Origin of the sequence: Microbacterium luticocti DSM 19459, assembly GCF_000422405.1 — a bacterium.
GTDB classification, from domain to species: Bacteria; Actinomycetota; Actinomycetes; order Actinomycetales; family Microbacteriaceae; genus Microbacterium; species Microbacterium luticocti.
This window is the reverse complement of sequence record NZ_AULS01000001.1, coordinates 1-18,136: the sequence shown is the minus strand read 5'-3', so window position 1 is coordinate 18,136 and position 18,136 is coordinate 1. Positions and strand designations below refer to the sequence as shown.

Here is an 18,136-nt window from a genome sequence, read left to right as displayed (position 1 = left end):
CGGAATATCAGCCGAGCATCTTCCGCACCGTCTCTCGCCGGCGCGCACAGACAAGACCACGACAGAGCGCCTGCCCGCCCGCTCGGCCACGGCGTGTCTCAGAACTCGTGGGTTGAACGCTCCGCAGTCCGCAGGTTCTGGGACACGCCCGACCACGATGTCTCACAACGTGCGGGTGTCGGTGCCGGGAAGTCGCAGGTTCTGGGACACGCCCACGGGGAAGTACGCCTATCCGAGCATCTTCTGCACCGTGCGCAGGTTGCGGGTGGTGGTGCCGGTGCGGAATGCGGCGCGTGCCAGCGCGCGGGCCACCGGCGAGGTCGTCGAGGTGCCGGTGCGCGCGTGCCAATAGACGACACCGTCCCCGGCTGCGACCGGTTCGTCGTCGCCGGCGGCGGCGGTCGCGGCATCCCGTACCTGCGCGTGCACCTCGTCGTCGGCGCAGAACACGATGTACGGATGCCGATCGGCGTCGTCCTCGTCGAAGGGGAAGGATGCCGCGACCGCGGCGAGCTCGTCGCGGGTGAGCAGGATGATCCAGGCGTCGTAGCCGAACCGGTCGCGCAGCGCCCGCTCGATGCGGCGCTTCCACGTCGCGCGCGCACCGGAAGCGGTGAACAGCACGTTGCCGCTGGCGAGCACCGTGCGCACGTCACTCGCGCCGAGCCCGTCGAACACGTCGCGCAGGTCGGCACTGCGGATCGTGATCCCGCCGACGTTCACCCCGCGCAGCAGCGCGATCCAGCGGGGTGAGGCTGCGGCATCCCGGGTCGTGCCGGTGCTTTCGGGTGCCCTGCCGTTCGCCGCATCGCCCGTCGCGCCGGTGCCCTTCGCGCCGGTGCCCTTCGCGCCGACGCCCTTCGTCACAGTGCCCTTCGCCACAGTGAGAGGCTAGCCCCGGTGTGCGGGTGATCGGCTCAGCGTCCCCGCGCCATCTCGAGCAGCAACCGATGGAAGCGGGTCTCCCCGTTCATCTCGGGGTGGAACGAGGTGCCGATGAGGTTTCCGGCACGCACGCCCACGACCGTGCCGTCCGGCAGTGCGGCGAGGGTCTGGACGCCGGGTCCGACCCGCTCGACGATCGGAGCGCGGATGAACACCGCGTGCACCGGCGGGTCGCCCAGTTCCGGAACCGTCAGATCGGCCTCGAACGAGAACACCTGGCCGCCGAACGCGTTGCGGCGCACCGTGATGTCCAGTCCCCCGAACGTCTGCTGTCCGTCGATGCCGTCGACGATCCGGTCGGCGAGCATGATCAGCCCGGCGCACGTGCCGTACACCGGCAGCCCCGCGGCGATGGCCGCACGGATGGGCTCGCGCAGACCAAACGTGCGCGACAGTTTGTCGATGACGCTCGACTCACCGCCGGGGATCACCAGACCCGCCACCGCGGCGAGGTCGTCCGGCCGGCGTACCGGCACCGCCTCGGCGCCCAGCCCGCGCAACACCTGCACGTGCTCGCGCACGTCGCCCTGCAGCGCGAGCACGCCGATGCGCGGCGGCGTGGCGGTCACCAGCCGCGCTCGGCCAGGCGGTGCGGGGCGGCGAGGTCGGCCACGTTGATGCCGACCATCGCCTCACCAAGGCCGCGCGAGACCTCCGCGACGACCGTGGGGTCGTCGTAGAACGTGGTCGCCTTCACGATGGCCGCAGCGCGCGCGGCAGGATCGCCCGACTTGAAGATGCCCGAGCCGACGAACACGCCGTCCGCCCCCAGCTGCATCATCATCGCGGCATCCGCCGGCGTCGCCACTCCCCCGGCGACGAACAACACGACCGGCAGCTTTCCGGTCTCGGCGACTTCGGCGACGAGCTCGTACGGCGCCTGAAGTTCCTTGGCCGCCACGTACAGCTCGTCGCGGCTCATCGACCGCAGCGCGGCGATCTCGGCGTTGATCTTACGGATGTGCTTGGTCGCCTCGGAGACATCCCCCGTGCCGGCCTCGCCCTTGGAGCGGATCATGGCCGCACCCTCGGTGATGCGGCGCAGCGCCTCACCCAGGTTGGTGGCACCGCACACGAACGGCACCGTGAAGTTCCACTTGTCGATGTGGTTGACGTAGTCGGCCGGCGAAAGCACTTCGGACTCGTCGATGTAATCGACGCCGAGCTCCTGCAGCACCTGCGCCTCGACGAAGTGGCCGATCCGCGCCTTCGCCATCACCGGGATCGACACCGCGGCGATGATGTCGTCGATCAGGTCCGGGTCGCTCATCCGGGCCACCCCGCCCTGCGCGCGGATGTCGGCGGGCACGCGCTCCAGCGCCATCACCGCGACGGCCCCCGCCTCTTCGGCGACCTTCGCCTGGTCGGCGGTGACGACGTCCATGATGACGCCGCCCTTGAGCATCTCGGCCAGGCCGCGCTTGACGCGCGCGGTGCCTGCGGTCCGGGTTTCGTCTGCCATGGTCCTTCTCCTCGCTGTGTGCGCGTGCAAGGCACCGGATGCTGTCGCCACCGGTGCGCGGTCCTTGCCCGTCATTGGCCTATGCCAAAACGTACCACGTCCGCGTACAGTCGTCAGCGGAGGTGTCATGACCACGACCATCACCGGTCGCACCGCGGCCGAGATCGCCGACAGCGTGCGCGCCCTGCACGAGCGCGGCACCCTGCGTGCCGGCGATACGCTGCCCCCGGTGCGCACCCTGGCCGAACGGCTCGGCGTGAACCGCAACACGATCGTCGCCGCGTACCGGCAACTCGCCCAGGCCGGGCTCGTGGTCACCCTCGGGCGGGCCGGCACCCGCCTGGCCGACCCCGCGCCGGTGGCGCAAGAGGGCTACGCGCCGAACAGTGCCCTGCGCGATGTGGGCACCGGCAACCCCGACCCGCGGCTGATCCCCGACCCCACCGCGGCGCTGTCCGCCGTCGTCGGCCGTCCCGTGCTGTACGGCGAACCGGTGATCGACGCCGGCCTGCAGCAGTGGGCGCACGCGTGGATGGGGGCCGACCTCGCCCCCCGCGAGGTGCGTCTGACGGTCACCTCGGGCGCGGTGGATGCGGTGGAGCGGCTGCTCGCCCAGGCACTGACCCGCGACGACGCGGTGGCCCTCGAGGACCCGTGCTGGCTCGCCGGCATCCACACCGTCCGCCTGGGCGGATACCGTGCCGTGCCGGTGGCCACCGACGAAGAGGGCATGACCGCCGAGGGGCTGCGCGCCGCGCTCGATGCCGGGGTCCGCGCGGTGATCTGCACGCCCCGGGCGCAGAACCCGACCGGCGCGAGCCTGTCGGCCGCCCGCGCCGCCGAACTGCGCGAGGTGCTCGCCGACCACCCGTATGTGCTCGTCATCGAGGACGATCACTTCTCGCTGTTGTCGCGGCGGCCGTTCCACAGCATCGTCGCAGCCGACCACCGCCGGTTCGCTCTGGTGCGGTCGGTGTCGAAGTTCCTCGGCCCCGACATGTGCCTGGCGGTCACCGCCTCGGACCCCGAGACCGCGCATCGTCTCGCGCTGCGGCTGAGCCCCGGCACCACCTGGGTCAGCCACCTCCTGCAGCGGCTCGCGCACGCACTGCTGGCCGACCACGCCGTGCGCGAGCGCATCGAGCAGGCCGGCGCGCACTATGCGGCCCGCAATGCGGCGTTCGCCGCCCGACTGCGCGCGCTCGACCTGCCCGTGGCATCCGGCGACGGACTCAACCTGTGGGTGCCCGTACCCGCGCCCGCGCGCCTGGTGTCGGCGCACCTGACGCGGCTGAGGTGGCTGGCGCGCACCGGTGACGAGTTCGGCATCGACGAGTCGGCCTCGCGGCATCTGCGGCTCACCGTGCACGAGTTGGCGGACCCGGATGCCGCCCAGCTGGCCGCCGATCTGGCCACCGCGGTCGATGCCGCCAGGCGTGAGATGGGATGATCGAGCGGTGAACATCCTCTCCATCCAGTCCGCCGTCGCCTACGGCCACGTCGGCAACTCGGCCGCCGTCTTCCCGCTTCAGCGGATCGGCGTCGAGGTGCTGCCGGTGTACACCGTGAACTTCTCGAACCACACCGGATACGGCGCCTGGCGCGGACCTCTGATCAGCCCCGACGACGTGCGCGACGTCATCACCGGCATCGAAGAGCGCGGCGTGCTCGGCGAGGTCGACGTGGTGCTCAGCGGCTACCAGGGCGGCGAGGGCATCGCCGACGTCATCCTGGATGCCGTCGCCCGTGTCAAGGCCGCCAACCCGCACGCCGTGTACGCGTGCGACCCGGTGATGGGCAACGCGAAGTCGGGATGCTTCGTCGCCCCCGCGATCCCCGAACTGCTGCGCGACCGGGTGGTACCGGCCGCCGACATCATCACGCCGAACCAGTTCGAGCTCGGTTATCTGACACGCACCGAGCCCGCCGATCTCGCATCGACGCTCGCCTCGGTCGACGCGGCCCGCGCGATCGGGCCGCGCACGGTGCTGGTCACCAGCGTCGAGCGCCCCGACCGCCCGGAGGGCACGATCGAGATGCTGGCCGTCGACGATGCCGGCGCGTGGATCGTGCAGACGCCACTCCTGCCGCTGAAGGCGAACGGGTCGGGGGATGTCACGGCCGCCCTGTTCACCGCGCACTACCGGGCCACGGGCAGTGCCGCCGAGGCCCTCGCCCGCACCACGTCGAGCGTTTGGGATCTGCTGCGGCTGACCCACGAGTCGGGCAAGCGCGAGCTGCAGCTGGTCGAGGCGCAGGAGTTCTATGCCCACCCGCGGATGCAGTTCGAGGTCACGCAGGTGCGCTGAGCCGGCATCCGCATCCGTTCATCCGACCCGGTGTCCGCGTCACCGGAACAGGAGATCTCACGGGCTCAGGAGAATCTGCGCCGGATCCTCCTGAGCCGGAGATATCTCCTGCGCTCGTGATGCTCGCGGCGGATGCCGCGGCGTGCGCGTGCGGCCTCAGCCGGCCCAGGCGTTGGCGACGGCCCGGCGCACCTCGCCGAGCAGCTGCGGCAGCGCCTTGGTCTTCGCGATGATCGGGAAGAAGTTCGCGTCGGTCTCCCAGCGGGGCACGATGTGCTGGTGCAGGTGCTCGTCGACACCGGCGCCGGCGACCCTCCCCTGGTTCATGCCGATGTTGAACCCGTCGCACCGCGACACGCCACGCAGCACCTGCATGGCATGCTGCGTGAGCGCTCCGATCTCGGCGACCTCCTCCGGGCTCGCCTGGTCGTACGTGGCGATGTGCCGGTACGGGCAGACCAGCAGGTGACCGGAGTTGTACGGGAACAGGTTGAGCAACACGTACGCCGTCTGCCCGCGGTGCACGATCAGCCCGTCCTCGTCCCTCTTGTCGGGCGCCGCGCAGAACGGGCAGTCCGCCCGCATCGCGTCGGCCCCGGCCTGGATGTAGGCCATGCGGTGCGGCGTCCACAGTCGCTGGAACTCGTCGGGCACGCCGGGCAGGTCGCTGGCGGCCACCAGCCCCGCGACCGTGTCGTCGGCGACATCCGTCACGACAGGTCCTCGGCGGCGTTCACCAGCGCCTTCGTGTCGATGGCGTGCCGCACCAGACGCAGCGCCTCGTCGACCGGCACGCCGTTGCGCTGCGAGCCGTCGCGGAACCGGAACGAGACGGTGCCGGCGGAGCGGTCCTGCTCCCCCGCGATGAGCTGGAACGGCACCTTCTGCGTGGTGTGGGTACGGATCTTCTTCTGCATGCGGTCGTCGCTGTGGTCGACCTCGGCGCGCACGCCGTCGGCACGCAGCCGCTCGACGATGCCGTCCAGGTAGCCGGCGTACTCCTCGGCGACGGGGATGCCCACCACCTGCACCGGTGCGAGCCACACCGGGAACGCCCCGGCATAGTGCTCGAGCAGGATGGCGAAGAACCGCTCGATCGAGCCGAACAGGGCCCGGTGGATCATGATCGGCCGGTGCTTCTCGCCGTCGGGCCCGGTGTACTCCAGACCGAAACGCTCGGGCAGGTTGGGGTCCACCTGCACGGTGGACAGCTGCCACACCCGGCCGATCGCGTCCTTGGTCTTCAGGTCGATCTTCGGCCCGTAGAACGCGGCCTCGCCCGGCACCTCGGTGAGCTTCAGACCGCTGGCCAGGGCGACGTTGCGCAGCGCGTTCGTCGAGTACTCCCAGAACTCGTCCGAGCCGATCCACTTCGACTTCTCGTCGTCACGCATCGACAGCTCGAGCTCGAAGTCGTCCAGGCCGAAGTCGCGCAGCATCGAGATGACGAACTCGAGCACCCGCGTCGCCTCGGATTCGAGCTGTTCGGGAGTGACGAACAGGTGCGAGTCGTCCTGGGTGAACCCGCGCACCCGGGTGAGCCCGTGCAGTGCGCCCGACAACTCGTTGCGGTACACGGTGCCGTTCTCGGCCAGCCGCATCGGCAGGTCACGGTAGCTGCGTGCACGCTCCTTGTAGATGAGGATATGCATCGGACAGTTCATCGGCTTGAGGTAGTAGTCCTGCCCCGCCTTGACGACGTGCCCGTGCTCGTCGACCTCCTCGTCCATGCGGATCGGCGGGAACATGCCCTCCCGGTAGGTGACCAGGTGGTTCGAGGTGAGGAACAGATCCTCCTTGGAGATGTGCGGCGTGTACACGTAGGTGTAGCCGGCGTCGATGTGCCGACGTCGCGCGTGCTGTTCCATCTCGCCGCGGACGATGCCGCCCTTGGGATGCCACACACTCAGCCCCGATCCGATCTCGTCGGGGAACGAGAACAGGTCGAGCTCGCGCCCGAGTTTGCGGTGGTCGCGCTTGGCGGCCTCCTCGAGGCGGTGCTGGTACGCGCGCAGCTCGTCCTTGGTGGGCCAGGCGGTGCCGTACACCCGCTGCAGCTGCGGGTTGTGCTCGTTGCCGCGCCAGTAGGCGCCGGCGATGCGCTGCAGCGCCCAACCATTGCCGATCAGGCGGGTGTTCGGCAGGTGCGGCCCGCGGCACAGGTCCTTCCAGACCGTCTCGCCGTCGCGGTTCACGTTGTCGTAGATGGTCAGCTCGCCCGCGCCGACCTCGACCGACGCGCCCTCGGTCTTCTCGGCGCCGCCGCCCTTCAACCCGATCAGTTCGAGCTTGAACGGTTCGTCGCGCAGCTCCTGCCGCGCCTGGTCGTCGGTGACCACCCGGCGGACGAACCGCTGGCCGTCACGGACGATGCGCTGCATCTCCTTCTCGATGGCCTTGAGGTCTTCGGGGGTGAACGGCTCGGGGGCTCCGAAGTCGTAGTAGAACCCGTCGGTGATCGGCGGTCCGATCCCCAGGTTGGTCTGCGGCTTGACCCGCTGCACCGCCTGCGCGAGCACGTGCGCGGTGGAATGGCGCAGGATCGCCAGGCCCTCGGGACTGTCGATGCGGATCGGCTCGACGGCATCCGTCTCGGTCACCAGCGTGGCGAGGTCTTTGAGCTCACCGTTGACGCGCAGCGCGATCACGGCACGGTCAGGGAACAGGGCGAATCCGTCGGCGGGATAGCTCACGTCCGACGGAATGACAGCGTCAGTCACAGGAAGGTCTCCAGAGAAAGAGGGCTCGGATGGCTCAGCTTCGCGGCGTGTCGCGCCGCTGCCCGCTCGGGCCTAGCGCGTTCGCCGGCCGCGCGCCGCCGCCTGCTCGTTGCGGGCTCGGACGACTGGCTGCATACCGGAAGTCTAGTCGGGCCGGCCGTCAGCCTCCGGCGACCGTCACCTCGACCTGGATCTCGGCGGCGAGCCGTTCCAGTTCAGCGACGGCGTCGGCGGTGTCGGCGTCGGAGGTCGCGCGGGCGGTGACGGCGGCCTCGAACAACTCCCCGCCGGCCATCGGCGCGGCGAGGGTGCGGCTGGTGAACCGGTCGATGGTCAACCCGTGGCCGACCAGCGCGCGGGTGATGTCGCGGACGATGCCCGGATGATCGTTGCCGAGCACGGTGAAGGTGACCCGCTCGCCGGGTGGTGTGGCATCCGCTTCACCGCCGCGGTACGGCGTGATGGTCAGCAGTCCGCTCAACGCGCTCAGGGCGGCGGTCAGCGCATCCACGTCGGCGTCGGGCACGTCGACGAGCACAATGCCCGCGAACGCGCCGGCGAGTTCGGCCAGTTCGCTGCGCTCCCAGTTGCCGCCGTGGGCGGCGACGGTGTCGGCGAGGGCTTGAACGAGGCCGGCGCGATCGTCGCCGACGACGGTGAGCACGAGGTGGGCCATGACGTGAGCCTAATGCGCGCGGGTCGTACGCGCGATCAGGCGCGGTGCGCACGACCCGTGCCGGCGGGCGGGTTGCATGCGATCGCGCGGCGGGGTGCGAACAGTGCGTACCGACCCCGCCGCACACGGCCGGGCGCGGCGCACGCATCCGTGGCCGGGGTGCGCTCAGCGGTGCGCCGGGGTGCGTTCGCGTGCCGCGCCGTCGTGCACGGAGGGGCCCATCGTGTCGGGCGTCGTGGCGAACCCTGTGCCCGGCGCTCGGTCGCGCACGGGCCCGGGCTCGCCCGGCGCACCGTCCGACCCGGGCTGCTGCCGCGCACCCGCGTCGGCGGGCGGATGCCACACCGCCCGCGCCCGCACGGTACGGGCGAGGTGGTGCGCCGGGCGCTCCACGACGAGCCAGAACACCCAGGCGGTCGCCAGCGCCAGCGGTACCGCGGCCAGAACGGTCCAGCGCGCGGCATCCGTCACGTTGGCCATCAGGATCACCAGCGGCTCGTGGATGAGGTACAGGCTGAACGAGATCGCCCCGAGCAGGGCGATCGGCCGCCAGGTCAGCAGACGCCGTACGGGCGTGCAGTGCACCGCGGCGATCACGAGGATGCCGGCGCCCACCACGATCGGCCCCTGGGCGAGCATCACGGTCGCGGCGTGGCCGAGCGGCAGCACGAGCAGCCAGTGCATGCTCAGCAGCACCGTCGCCACCGCCAGCACAGCGGTCCACACGAGCCACCCGGCGCGGCGGCTGATCCGATCCACGATGCGGCCGATGCGATCCCATTCGCCTTCGATGGCGACGCCGACACCGAAGATCGGCAGGTACTGCAGCGCCGCGACGTCGCGAGCCGCGCCGACCGTCGACAGCACGACGCAGGCGGCACCGAGCAGCCACGCGGGGATCAGCCGTGCCGCGTATGCGGCGATGGGCAGGAGCAGCGAGAAGATCACCTCCCACCGCAAGGTCCACAGCGGCGAGACGACGCCCGACACGCCGCCGAGCAGGGTCACGTCCTGCAGGATCGCCCCGAACGGGTAGCCGGCGTCACGGTCGAGCCACGGGCTGTCGGGCGCCCCGTCGTGGGGCAGCAGCATGATCGCGTACGCGAAGGCCACCGCCGCGATCACCGGCAGGTACAGGCGCAGCAGGCGGGACGGAAAGTAGGCGAACCAGTCGAACGAGCGTGAGCGCACCTGCCGGGCGAGCACGAACCCCGAGAGCACGAAGAACACGACCACGGCCTCCGCGCCGCCCCACAGCAGATGCAGCGGCGAGTACGCCAGCGCGACGTGCAGCGGGTCGTCGCCGACCGAGCCGCCGTAGTACGCGGCCGCCATCGACGGTGAGACCAGAAGGGCATGGTGGACGACCACGACGAGCGCCGCGACGCCGCGGAGCCCATCGAGTGCGGACAGTCGTGTAGCTGCTGGCATCCCTTCGACGTTACGAATCCGTTATCAATGGATGCTGTGGATCGGGGTGTTGTGAGAGGAATCTCATCCCCTGCCGCGGTCAGCCGACGATGCGTCCCGACCAGATGTTGCGCGCCCAGGAGATCTGCTTCGCCGAGCAGTGCATGCCGTGTGCGGTCGCGCCGCGGGCCGATGCCATGCAGTTGGCGAGCAGCTCGATGTTGCCGCCGAACAGGCTGCGGTAGGTCTTCGAGGCCATCAGCTTGCCCCACACCCGGAACTGGTACTGGTGGGCGAGCTCGTGGGTCATCGCCCAGACCTTGCGGGCGTGGGTCCACGAGGCGATGGCGGAGCTGACCTTGATGGTGCCCTGCGTCGAGCAGGCGACCGCGCGCCCGCCCGCGCACACGCCGTTGTACTGCACCAGACGGATGCCGCCCCCGCCCACCTGAGTGAGGATGGAGCGCATCTGCGCGAACCAGCCACCGGACGAGCTCGCCTTCGCCTTGGGTGCGGGCGCCTTCGCCGGGCTCTTCGCGCTCTTGGCGGTGCTCTTGGTGGATGCGGTGGCGGTGGCACGCTTGGCGGTGGCGCTCTTCGCGGCGCCCGCGCCCGACGTGGCCGGAGCGGCGGTGTAGACCTGCGCGGTCTGCGCGGCACGGGTCGACGCGGCCGTCCGCGCGTGAGCGGCGTCATAGGCGCGGATCTTCGCCTTCACCGCGCTGGTGAGGGCGCCGGCGGCGGCGGTCTGTGTCGTCACCGCGGCGGCGTCGACGGCGGCCGTGGCAGCACGACGGATCGCGGCCAGGCGCGTGCGCTCGGCGGCGACGTCGACTTTGCCCTTGGCGGCGCCGAGTGTCCCCTCGGCTGTGGCCGCGGCGGCGTCGAACGCCGTGCGGGCCGCGACGAGCTCGCGAGCGGCCTTCACGCGCAGGAACGCCGCCGACTCGAGGGTCTGCATCCGGTCGTGACCGATGACCAGGGCCTGCGCGTTCGCGGCGGCGACCTGGGTCTGCGCCCGGCCGTCCTGCTCGGCCTGCGCCTTGTCGGCTGCGGCGGTGCCGGCCAGGATGACGACGGCGGCCAGGGCCACCGCGGCCACCTTCCGTGCCGATCTCGGCAGCTTCGCGGACGGGCGCTGCGTGGCCGCAGCACCGTGTGTGGTGGGGAACCCGTTGTCGATCGCCGTCATACCAGGCACCATCGGCAGGTGTGCCGGACATGTCAGGCGGATCGGCGATCATTTTTCCGCGGGGCGCGCACAACGCACCCCGGAAACACGAAAACCCCCGTTTCACCGGGGGTTTCTCGGTGCGCGATACTGGGATCGAACCAGTGACCTCTTCCGTGTCAGGGAAGCGCGCTACCGCTGCGCCAATCGCGCCTGTGAAGGCTGTTCACTTGTCCGATCAGCGACCGGGAGTGGAGGTGGCGACGGGATTCGAACCCGTGTAAACGGCTTTGCAGGCCGGTGCCTAGCCTCTCGGCCACGCCACCGCGTGGTTCGAACCCCACGGCGTGTCCCTTCGGAAAGGAACCCCGCACTCGAGCGGATGACGAGACTCGAACTCGCGACCCTCACCTTGGCAAGGTGATGCGCTACCAACTGCGCTACATCCGCATTTCGCTCCGGATCACTCCGGCGCAGATATGACTGTAGCCGATCCGGGCCGCAGTGCAAAACCGCGCACCGCCCGCGCGTGTCACCCGCCGCGTGGTCGGAAACACCCCCGAACATCCGGTACGATCGATACTCGTCCCCCTCGGGAGACGGGCGATTGGCGCAGTTGGTAGCGCGCTTCCTTCACACGGAAGAGGTCGTCGGTTCGAGTCCGGCATCGCCCACCACGGGAACCCGCGGAATCACGCAAGAGTTCCCACTCCCCCAGCGTCGACAGGCGCGATCTGACCGTCGTCGTTGTGCACCGGGTGTGCAGTTGCGCGCGGAACGAGTGCCGCGACAGCCTCGGCAGCGTGCCGGGCACGGTCGCCGATCAGGTGCGTGTAAACGTCCGACGTGATGACGACCGACGAGTGCCGCAGCCGCTTCGACGTCAACGCGATATCGGCCCCGCTCGCGAGCATGAGCGACGCGTGCATGTGCCGCAGCCCGTGCATCTTGATCCACGACAGCAGCGGCTCGGGCTGCTCGCCGCGCGCGACGCGCTTGTCGTTCTCAGCAGCGATCGTCGCGTTCGTCGCGGCCCACACCGGCTTGAACACGTTCTTCAGCACGTAGTCGCGCCGCAGCGGTCGACCGTCCTCGTGCGTGAACACGTAGCCGCTGTTCTGCCAGAGAGCGCCGAACCGCTCCCTTTCGTGCTGCTGGGTGATCTGCCACGCAACGAGCGCGCCGACCGTCTGGTCTTCGAGGTCGATGCTCGCTTGGCTCTCTTCGGTCTTCGGCTCCTTCTCTTCGACTTTCCCGTCGACGATCGTGCGCGTCCACCGCACCGTGAGAGTGCGCGACGCGAGGTCGATGTCGATCCATCTGAGCCCGGCCAACTCTGCAGGACGCAGCCCGGTGAACATCGCCACTTCGAGCACGACGCCCAGCCGATGCTTCGCCGCATGATCGAGGAACAGCCCCGCTTGCGCGGGCGACCACGGCTCGAACTTCGGGCGACGCTCCTTGGGGAACACGACGCCGTGAGCAGGGTTCGCCGCGATGAGATCGCCCCGCACGGCTGCGGTGAACGCGCTGGAAATCCCGCGATGCGCCTTCCTGACCGTGGGCAGCCCGCGACCGGCTGCGAGCATGCCGTCGACGAAGCGCTGCACGTCGGCGCGCCGAATGTCGCTGAGTCGCATGCGTCCGAGCGCGCTCGGGGCGACGTCGTTGTCGAAGTAGCGTCGATACGCCGCGACGAGGCCCGTCGACAGCCCACTCGTCTCCAACCACTCGTTGCACCACTGCGCGAACGGCGTACGGTTCGTCTCGCGGAACTGCCCAGCGTCGTGCTCGGTCTTCGCCTTCGCATAGGCCGACTGGGCAGCGCGCTTGCTGCTGAAGTTCGCGACGCGCGTCTGCAGCCGCTTCATCTTCTTGGTCTTCGGGTCGAAGCCGAACCCGCGGCTGAGGTAGTACCCCCACTTGCCGTGCTTCGGGTCGCTGAGCAACCGCGGGCACGCCCGCGCGATCTGCTGCTCGGTCGCGTTCTCGGGCAGGTTGCCGTACGGCTTGCCGCGCTCATCGCGGCACGAGCATCTGCGATAGATCATCGGTGATTCCTCTCTTGCTTGGGGCGCTTAGCCCACGGATACGTCGGAAGGGCGATATCGCTCAGCACGTCGAGCGCGGCGGTGAGATCGGGTGTCGGGTTCAGTCGCGTGTACGCGTCGGCGTCGAAGTCGGCGGGCGGGCGGAACGAAAACGCATCGACGATCTCGCGGTGCGCTCGGTCACGCTCGGCGACTGCGTACCGCTTGATGTCGTCCCGCAGGTGGGCGCTGTCTCGTGCGCGGTTCTTCACGATGTCGACAGCGTTCTCGTAGCGCGCCCACGCGAGGGCACAATCGCGGAGGGCAGCGACGGCTTCATCGAAGCGTGCCCATCCTTCGACCTCCGGCATGGCGCTCTCGCCATTGACCAGATCGTCGGTGCGCCTCTCGATGCCGTCGAACTCGACGGGCTCGCTGCTGCTGATGAGGTCAACGACCGTCACTGCGAGCACGTCGGCGATGTGCATGAGTTCGCGGGTGCTGAGCGGCTTCTCCCCGCGCTCGACCTGCCAGACGACCTGGCGCGTCCAGCCCTTCTTGATGCGTGCCTTCATCCGATCGGCGAACTCTCCCTGCGTGATGTGGCGCTTCTCCCTGATCTCGTGGATGCGCTCGCCCACCCACTTATCGAGGGGTGTTGCAGTTTTCCGAACACGGTTCGTCATAGGCACACAGTAGCACGTAGCGTCATGACATCGACCCCATCGAGAGTGGAGAACACGACATGAACAGGGACGAACTCAGCGCGCGAGTCACGTGCACGGTCGAAGAGGCGGCAAAGGCACTGGGCATCTCTCGGGGTGCGGCCTACGAGGCGGCTCGTCGTGGCGACCTACCTGTCACACGGTTTGGGACGCGCATGCTCGTGAGCACTCGTCGGCTCATCGAGATGATCGACGCCCCGACACCTGTTCGCTGACCGACTCACTCGACGGAGGGCGAGCACGCACAATGACACCGACTGCACCGCGTCGAGAGCACGACGGCTTCACGATGATCCCCGACTGGCTCGTCGAGAGTACGGCGCTGCCGCTGCACGACTATGCCGTCCTGATCGTCCTGATGAAGCACGCGCGCACGAGCGGGCAGTGTCATCCCGGCTTCGCGACGATCTCGGCTCAGGCGCGCGTCTCGCGCGACACCGTGATGCGGTCGCTGCGCTCGCTCGAAGCGCGCGGCCTGATCTCGATCGAGCGCCGTCGCGTCGGCGCGAAGAACCTCCCGAACCTCTACACGCTGCACGTCGAGCCGGGACTGGTAGTGGCTGACAGCGACCACCAGGACGATGACGCAGCGCGTCGGGTAGTCGCTCCCAGCGACCAGGTGGATGCTGACAGCGACCAGGGGTGGTCGCTCCCAGCGACTCAAACGAGAGTTATCAACGAGAGTCATGAACGACCCTCTCGGGTGCAACGCTTTGCGTCGCACGACGAAGCCGATGATGTCGTCGATGTCGAAGCGATCGAGAGCGGTGACACTCCCAGCGCGGGCGGTCGCAGCGGTTGCACCGACGCGCAGGTGTCGCTGCTGAGCGATCTGTTCATCCTCTCGGGGCAGGGCATCCCGGATGAGCGCCAGATCGTCAGGTGGCGCAATCTTACGAACGACGAGTGCACGACGCTCATGGCCCGCTACTGGCAACGTCTCGACCAGCGCGGTCCGGCCCGTTCGTGGCCGATTGACGGTGAACCCGAGTACGAGCATCTGACCGCACGAGGGAAGCAGTGGGCCGACGTCGGTTGTCTCCCTGGCCAGATGGAGCCGTGACCATGTGCACAACAGGTGTGCCAGCAGACCAAGGAACCGCAGATGAGAGAGGTAGCCGCTTCATCCAGCCTGAAGCACCCGACGAGAGGAACGACACGATGAGCACTTACCCAGACGACATCATCCCTCCCGGTGACATCTTCGATCCGGACCCACAAGACATCGACGCGCTGCTCGACCGTGCGGCGAACCCGCCCCAGCGTGTCATCGAGTCGCCGCTGGAAATGCTCGCGGGGCGCGTGCTGCTGAAGGTCGACGAGTTTGCCGAGATCATGCGCATCGACGTGTCGACGGCATACAAGATGATTCGCGCGGGCAGTGTCGATGTCGCGCACGTCGGCGAGAACGGACACGGCATCCGGGTGAAGGCGCAGCCGCTCGCTCGCATGCTCGGCGCTGAGTGTCCGCACTGCGGCGAGATCGGCGGTGCGTGATGGACCGCTCTCTGGCACCCGTCGTGCGGCAAGCACGTCGACTCGTGACCGCACCCGATCGTGAGTCGCTGCGGGCTGCGAAGCGGCAGCGTCGCCGCGCCGTCGACGAGTACACGCGCGCGCTCGACGAGATGCACCCACGTCACCAGGCAGCGGTGAAGGCATACATGGCGGCGCTGAGTGCTGAGGCGGGTGCGAACCGGGCCGAGGCGGGCGAACTGCGCGATGTGCTCGCTGCTCTCGTCGGCGTCGAGATCGGCGGTCAGCGATGACGAGTGGCTACGTGATCGTGCACGAGATGCTGCGACGCGAGTTCGGAACTGCAGTCGGGCGACCATGTGTCGTGTCGGGGTGCACGAGCCTCGCGGACGGCTGGGGCCTTGTCGGTGAAGCGACGAACTATGGCGAGAAGAACGACGGCACGGCGGTGCGGTGGTCGACCGATCTGCGCGACTACGCGCCGCTGTGCTTCAGCCACAACGCACAGTTGGACGGCGGCGGTGATCTGCTGATGTGCCCACGCGGGCACGTGCGCATCACGTGGGGCAAGGACGCCACGAACAGCGAGTGCGTCGGCTGTCGCCGCGAGCGGCTGCGCGAGTACAAGCGCCGTCGCCGAGCCGATCCCGAGTATCGCGCTCGCGAGAACGCCCGCGACCGGGCGCAGAAGGCGAAGCGTCGAGCACAGACCACCGCGCAGACGAGCGCGGCCACCAAGGGCCGACAGGCCACCAACCGAGAGGGGCAATCGTGACAGACACGAGCCGATACGCCGCCGCAATGCGCGGCTACTACGACGAGATCGCCGCTTTGCGCGATATGAGCGATCCGAACCTGAGCGCCAGCGGGCAGGCTGATCGCCAGCGCGCTGCGCGTGTGGCCGCGAGCGAGCGGTTGCTGGCTGCGAGGCCCGTCCTGCCGAAGGGCGCGCGAAGCCGCGACGACGTGCTCGCCGGTCTGAGCGCGTCGAGCGCCGACGAGATCGCTCGCATGCAGCACGAGCAGGCGAAGGTGCGCACCCTGCTCGACAACGGCCGACCGCTCGGGGAGATCATCGCCGCCGCCGACAGTACGCGTGCGCTCGCGATCGCTGATCTCGTCGAGACGCTGCCGCAGGTGCTCGAATCCAACAGCGGTGCCGAGATCGTCGCTGAAGTCCGCGGCCTCGTCTTCGACCGGCTCGCCGATCTCGGCGTCGAAGCCGCGGAGAGCGTGCGTGATGTCGAGCAGCGCAACGCGCCCGACATCGCATGGCACCGTGCGATGTCCGAGGCCGCGGCGGGCAGCGACGCGAGCATCGCCGCGTGGCAGGACGTCTACCGTGCCGACCCTGACGGCTACGGCGTCGCCCACGACGGGCGCGACGGCCAGGTCGACGAGTGGCTGCGTCGCTTCGACGCTGCTGTCGACGCATAGACCGGTGACGGCGCGCATCTCCCTTCCGCGCCGTCAGCCACGAGAGGCCGGGCGGTCTTGTCTCCTGCCCGGCCTCTCTGTTCTCATCATGGGAGCGAAGATCGCCCGGGCATCGTCGCGGGCCGTGCGATCTGGCCCGGTGACCGCGACGAACATCTTCACGGACGTCGACGCTCGCGCTGACCCGCCCAGAGCGCGCGCCCGGCCCGTACGCGAGCACGGCACTCAGGCTGCAGCAGCCCGTCGCCCGGCTCGGCAACGCTGACGGGTGCAGCAGGACGGCGCGCGCCCTCACCGTCGCCCCGAACGGATCAGCGGCACTCTCGGCGCACCGTCGAGCGCGACGGCAATGAACGTACCTTCGGTCGCGTCTCGCGCGCACGCGTCCGCGTCGACGCCCTCGACGCGCGGCCGCGCCTGTCCGCGCCCTGGCGAGCGCAGGACGACGCGACAGCGCCGGGACGCACGACGACAGCGGCCAGCGTGCTCGACGTCTCAGATCGACGCACAGCAGCGGCAGGGGCGCGCTGAACTGGCGCTGTCCGGTCAGGCGCGCGCCGAGCGCATGCGCTGCACGCGATCGAGATGCGCGAGATGCGACCACTCGTCGAGAGCACCCGTCGCACGGTCGACGACGATCCACGCGCCGCCGATCTCGACGAGGCCCATCCGCTCGTGGTCGACGACGCGCTGCGGCGTGACGAGGCAGAACCCGTCGTCCTCCCGGCCGGTGCGAGCGAACGGCTCGCCGTAGTGCTCAGCAGCGATCTGCCGAGCCTCATCGAACGTCAGCACGAGCCGCCCCCCTCTCTCATCGTCTCGACTCACAGCATGCCGCGCAGCGCCGACACCGGGCAGCAGATCAACGGGACACCCAAGGTCAGGACACGCGCCGGGTAGATGTGTCTCAGCGTGTGCTCGGCTGTGCTCTGGTTGTGCATCGCGTTGTGCACACTGCCCGGCAGCGACCATCACGGGGCACCACCGGGCAGCATGCGCGAACGCTTGGACGTCAACGGGCGACTACGCCCCAGCACTCGATATCACCCGTCATCATGCGGCGATCGTCATTCACACGGAAGAGGTCGTCGGTTCGAGTCCGGCATCGCCCACCACAGAGAACCCCTGGTCATGCCAGGGGTTCTCTTGTTCTCAGGTGGTGCGGCTCGGTGGAGAGCACCCGCAGAATCACCCCGAAATCACCCCGAGCCAAGGTGCCTCTCGATCGGAGAAGGGGTCTACCGGCTTAGGCCGCGCGAATGACTCGCAGTACGGCCGCTGTCGGCACCAGCGCCGAAGCTGCTGAGGTCGGGCAGCTTGCGCGCCCGCTTGGTGAGCGCCTTCGGTGCGGTCTTGTTGAGCACGTCGAGCGCGGCGCGGTCGGCGTAGTCGCCAAAATGGTGCAGATAGCGGGCCAGCGGGCCGTGATCTGAACCCTGATCCACCGGTTGGGTTGGCTTGTGTAGGGCGTGCCTGTAAGTGAAATGCCCTTCTGGTCTGGGAAAATGTTGAGTGCTGAAGTCAACGTTTCCGAGAACAGAGGGGCATCTCTTAAGTGAAAGCATCTCATGGTCTGGTGCCGGTGTTCGATGACGGCAACCTCGTGTCGCATGCGGGTCTGGTTCCGGTGCTCGCGCTGGCGGAGAAGGCGGGCCTGACCGGTCTGGTCGAGGCGTGTTCGACGCTTCCGGCGGCGAACGTGGCGGTGAAGGTCCGCACGATCCTTGGCGGGATGCTCGCGGGGGCGGACAGCATCGACGATCTCGATGTGTTGC

At 69.1% G+C, this 18,136-nt stretch carries 20 protein-coding genes, 4 tRNA genes and 1 pseudogene; 10 read left to right on the top strand and 15 right to left on the bottom strand.

Annotation, left to right across the window (positions count from 1 at the left end; translation table 11 throughout):
• Positions 1-228: 228 nt before the first annotated feature.
• From H577_RS0100125 to pdxS, 3 genes are read right to left on the bottom strand one after another with little or no spacing between them, the layout of a single operon-like run.
• The gene (locus H577_RS0100125) at positions 229-882 is read right to left on the bottom strand and encodes a DUF1697 domain-containing protein (RefSeq protein ID WP_245570297.1); all 654 of its coding nucleotides are present in this window, start codon (positions 880-882) and stop codon (positions 229-231) included.
• Between the two features lie 35 nt (positions 883-917).
• Positions 918-1,517: a pyridoxal 5'-phosphate synthase glutaminase subunit PdxT gene (pdxT, locus tag H577_RS0100120; protein ID WP_036283208.1), complete on the bottom strand. Its 600-nt coding sequence runs from the start codon at positions 1,515-1,517 to the stop codon at positions 918-920.
• Complete coding sequence (pdxS, locus tag H577_RS0100115) at positions 1,511-2,407, bottom strand: pyridoxal 5'-phosphate synthase lyase subunit PdxS (RefSeq protein ID WP_029144212.1); 897 nt, start codon at positions 2,405-2,407, stop codon at positions 1,511-1,513. The genes pdxT and pdxS overlap by 7 nt, the downstream gene beginning before the upstream one ends.
• 127 nt (positions 2,408-2,534) lie before the next feature.
• On the opposite strand from pdxS, the gene H577_RS0100110 reads away from it, so the two are divergent.
• On the top strand, positions 2,535-3,857 hold the full coding sequence (locus H577_RS0100110) for an aminotransferase class I/II-fold pyridoxal phosphate-dependent enzyme (protein ID WP_029144211.1): 1,323 nt from the start codon (positions 2,535-2,537) through the stop codon (positions 3,855-3,857).
• 7 nt (positions 3,858-3,864) lie between these two features.
• Positions 3,865-4,716 carry a pyridoxal kinase PdxY gene (pdxY, locus tag H577_RS0100105; protein ID WP_029144210.1) on the top strand — a complete coding sequence of 284 codons (852 nt, stop codon included), beginning with the start codon at positions 3,865-3,867 and terminating at the stop codon, positions 4,714-4,716.
• 156 nt (positions 4,717-4,872) lie between these two features.
• Here the strand turns inward: pdxY and H577_RS0100100 are convergent, their stop codons facing one another.
• From H577_RS0100100 to H577_RS0100065, 8 genes are all read right to left on the bottom strand, one after another.
• Positions 4,873-5,430 carry an HIT family protein gene (locus tag H577_RS0100100; protein ID WP_245570296.1) on the bottom strand — a complete coding sequence of 186 codons (558 nt, stop codon included), beginning with the start codon at positions 5,428-5,430 and terminating at the stop codon, positions 4,873-4,875.
• Positions 5,427-7,436: a threonine--tRNA ligase gene (gene thrS / locus H577_RS0100095; protein WP_036283206.1), complete on the bottom strand. Its 2,010-nt coding sequence runs from the start codon at positions 7,434-7,436 to the stop codon at positions 5,427-5,429. Before thrS ends, H577_RS0100100 begins: the two co-directional genes overlap by 4 nt.
• A 160-nt stretch (positions 7,437-7,596) precedes the next feature.
• Complete coding sequence (locus tag H577_RS0100090; protein WP_029144207.1) at positions 7,597-8,112, bottom strand: glycine cleavage system transcriptional repressor; 516 nt, start codon at positions 8,110-8,112, stop codon at positions 7,597-7,599.
• Between the two features lie 165 nt (positions 8,113-8,277).
• The gene (locus H577_RS0100085) at positions 8,278-9,543 is read right to left on the bottom strand and encodes an acyltransferase family protein (protein ID WP_084515703.1); all 1,266 of its coding nucleotides are present in this window, start codon (positions 9,541-9,543) and stop codon (positions 8,278-8,280) included.
• A gap of 79 nt (positions 9,544-9,622) precedes the next feature.
• Positions 9,623-10,714 (bottom strand): hypothetical protein, encoded by a 1,092-nt coding sequence (locus H577_RS16805; protein ID WP_029144205.1) that lies wholly within the window; start codon positions 10,712-10,714, stop codon positions 9,623-9,625.
• A gap of 120 nt (positions 10,715-10,834) precedes the next feature.
• A tRNA-Val gene (locus tag H577_RS0100075) sits at positions 10,835-10,906 on the bottom strand.
• 39 nt (positions 10,907-10,945) lie between these two features.
• A tRNA-Cys gene (locus H577_RS0100070) sits at positions 10,946-11,019 on the bottom strand.
• 51 nt (positions 11,020-11,070) lie between these two features.
• Positions 11,071-11,143 (bottom strand) — tRNA-Gly (locus H577_RS0100065).
• 151 nt (positions 11,144-11,294) lie between these two features.
• Here H577_RS0100065 and H577_RS0100060 point away from each other — a divergent pair.
• A tRNA-Val gene (locus H577_RS0100060) sits at positions 11,295-11,370 on the top strand.
• Between the two features lie 15 nt (positions 11,371-11,385).
• Here H577_RS0100060 and H577_RS16800 read toward each other — a convergent pair.
• Together H577_RS16800 and H577_RS0100050 are read right to left on the bottom strand one after the other, a co-directional pair.
• Positions 11,386-12,744, bottom strand: coding sequence for a site-specific integrase (locus tag H577_RS16800; protein WP_051191518.1), 1,359 nt, complete (start codon positions 12,742-12,744; stop codon positions 11,386-11,388).
• Entirely contained in the window at positions 12,741-13,409 is a 669-nt protein-coding gene (locus tag H577_RS0100050) for a helix-turn-helix domain-containing protein (RefSeq protein WP_156876520.1), read from the bottom strand. The genes H577_RS16800 and H577_RS0100050 overlap by 4 nt, the downstream gene beginning before the upstream one ends.
• A gap of 59 nt (positions 13,410-13,468) precedes the next feature.
• Between H577_RS0100050 and H577_RS18240 the strand changes: the two genes are divergently transcribed.
• Genes H577_RS18240 through H577_RS16795 form a run of 6 tightly spaced genes read left to right on the top strand, consistent with a single transcriptional unit; the run spans position 13,469 to position 16,361 of the window.
• Positions 13,469-13,663: a helix-turn-helix domain-containing protein gene (locus H577_RS18240; protein ID WP_084515702.1), complete on the top strand. Its 195-nt coding sequence runs from the start codon at positions 13,469-13,471 to the stop codon at positions 13,661-13,663.
• 32 nt (positions 13,664-13,695) lie between these two features.
• Positions 13,696-14,511, top strand: coding sequence for a helix-turn-helix domain-containing protein (locus H577_RS0100045; RefSeq protein WP_084515701.1), 816 nt, complete (start codon positions 13,696-13,698; stop codon positions 14,509-14,511).
• Positions 14,508-14,945, top strand: a complete 438-nt coding sequence (locus tag H577_RS0100040) for a helix-turn-helix domain-containing protein (protein ID WP_156876519.1) — start codon at positions 14,508-14,510, stop codon at positions 14,943-14,945. The genes H577_RS0100045 and H577_RS0100040 overlap by 4 nt, the downstream gene beginning before the upstream one ends.
• Positions 14,946-14,989: 44 nt before the next feature.
• Positions 14,990-15,217: a hypothetical protein gene (locus tag H577_RS0100035; protein WP_156876518.1), complete on the top strand. Its 228-nt coding sequence runs from the start codon at positions 14,990-14,992 to the stop codon at positions 15,215-15,217.
• Positions 15,214-15,699, top strand: a complete 486-nt coding sequence (locus H577_RS0100030) for a hypothetical protein (RefSeq protein ID WP_156876517.1) — start codon at positions 15,214-15,216, stop codon at positions 15,697-15,699. Before H577_RS0100035 ends, H577_RS0100030 begins: the two co-directional genes overlap by 4 nt.
• 26 nt (positions 15,700-15,725) lie before the next feature.
• Complete coding sequence (locus H577_RS16795) at positions 15,726-16,361, top strand: hypothetical protein (RefSeq protein WP_051191516.1); 636 nt, start codon at positions 15,726-15,728, stop codon at positions 16,359-16,361.
• A gap of 546 nt (positions 16,362-16,907) precedes the next feature.
• On the opposite strand, the gene H577_RS0100020 is transcribed toward H577_RS16795, so the two are convergent.
• Complete coding sequence (locus H577_RS0100020; protein WP_029144199.1) at positions 16,908-17,156, bottom strand: hypothetical protein; 249 nt, start codon at positions 17,154-17,156, stop codon at positions 16,908-16,910.
• A 443-nt stretch (positions 17,157-17,599) separates the two neighbouring features.
• Positions 17,600-17,806 (bottom strand): hypothetical protein, encoded by a 207-nt coding sequence (locus H577_RS0100010; protein ID WP_029144198.1) that lies wholly within the window; start codon positions 17,804-17,806, stop codon positions 17,600-17,602.
• A gap of 131 nt (positions 17,807-17,937) precedes the next feature.
• On the opposite strand from H577_RS0100010, the pseudogene H577_RS14525 reads away from it, so the two are divergent.
• Positions 17,938-18,136 (top strand): annotated as a pseudogene (locus H577_RS14525) (IS1380 family transposase); the annotation flags it as partial.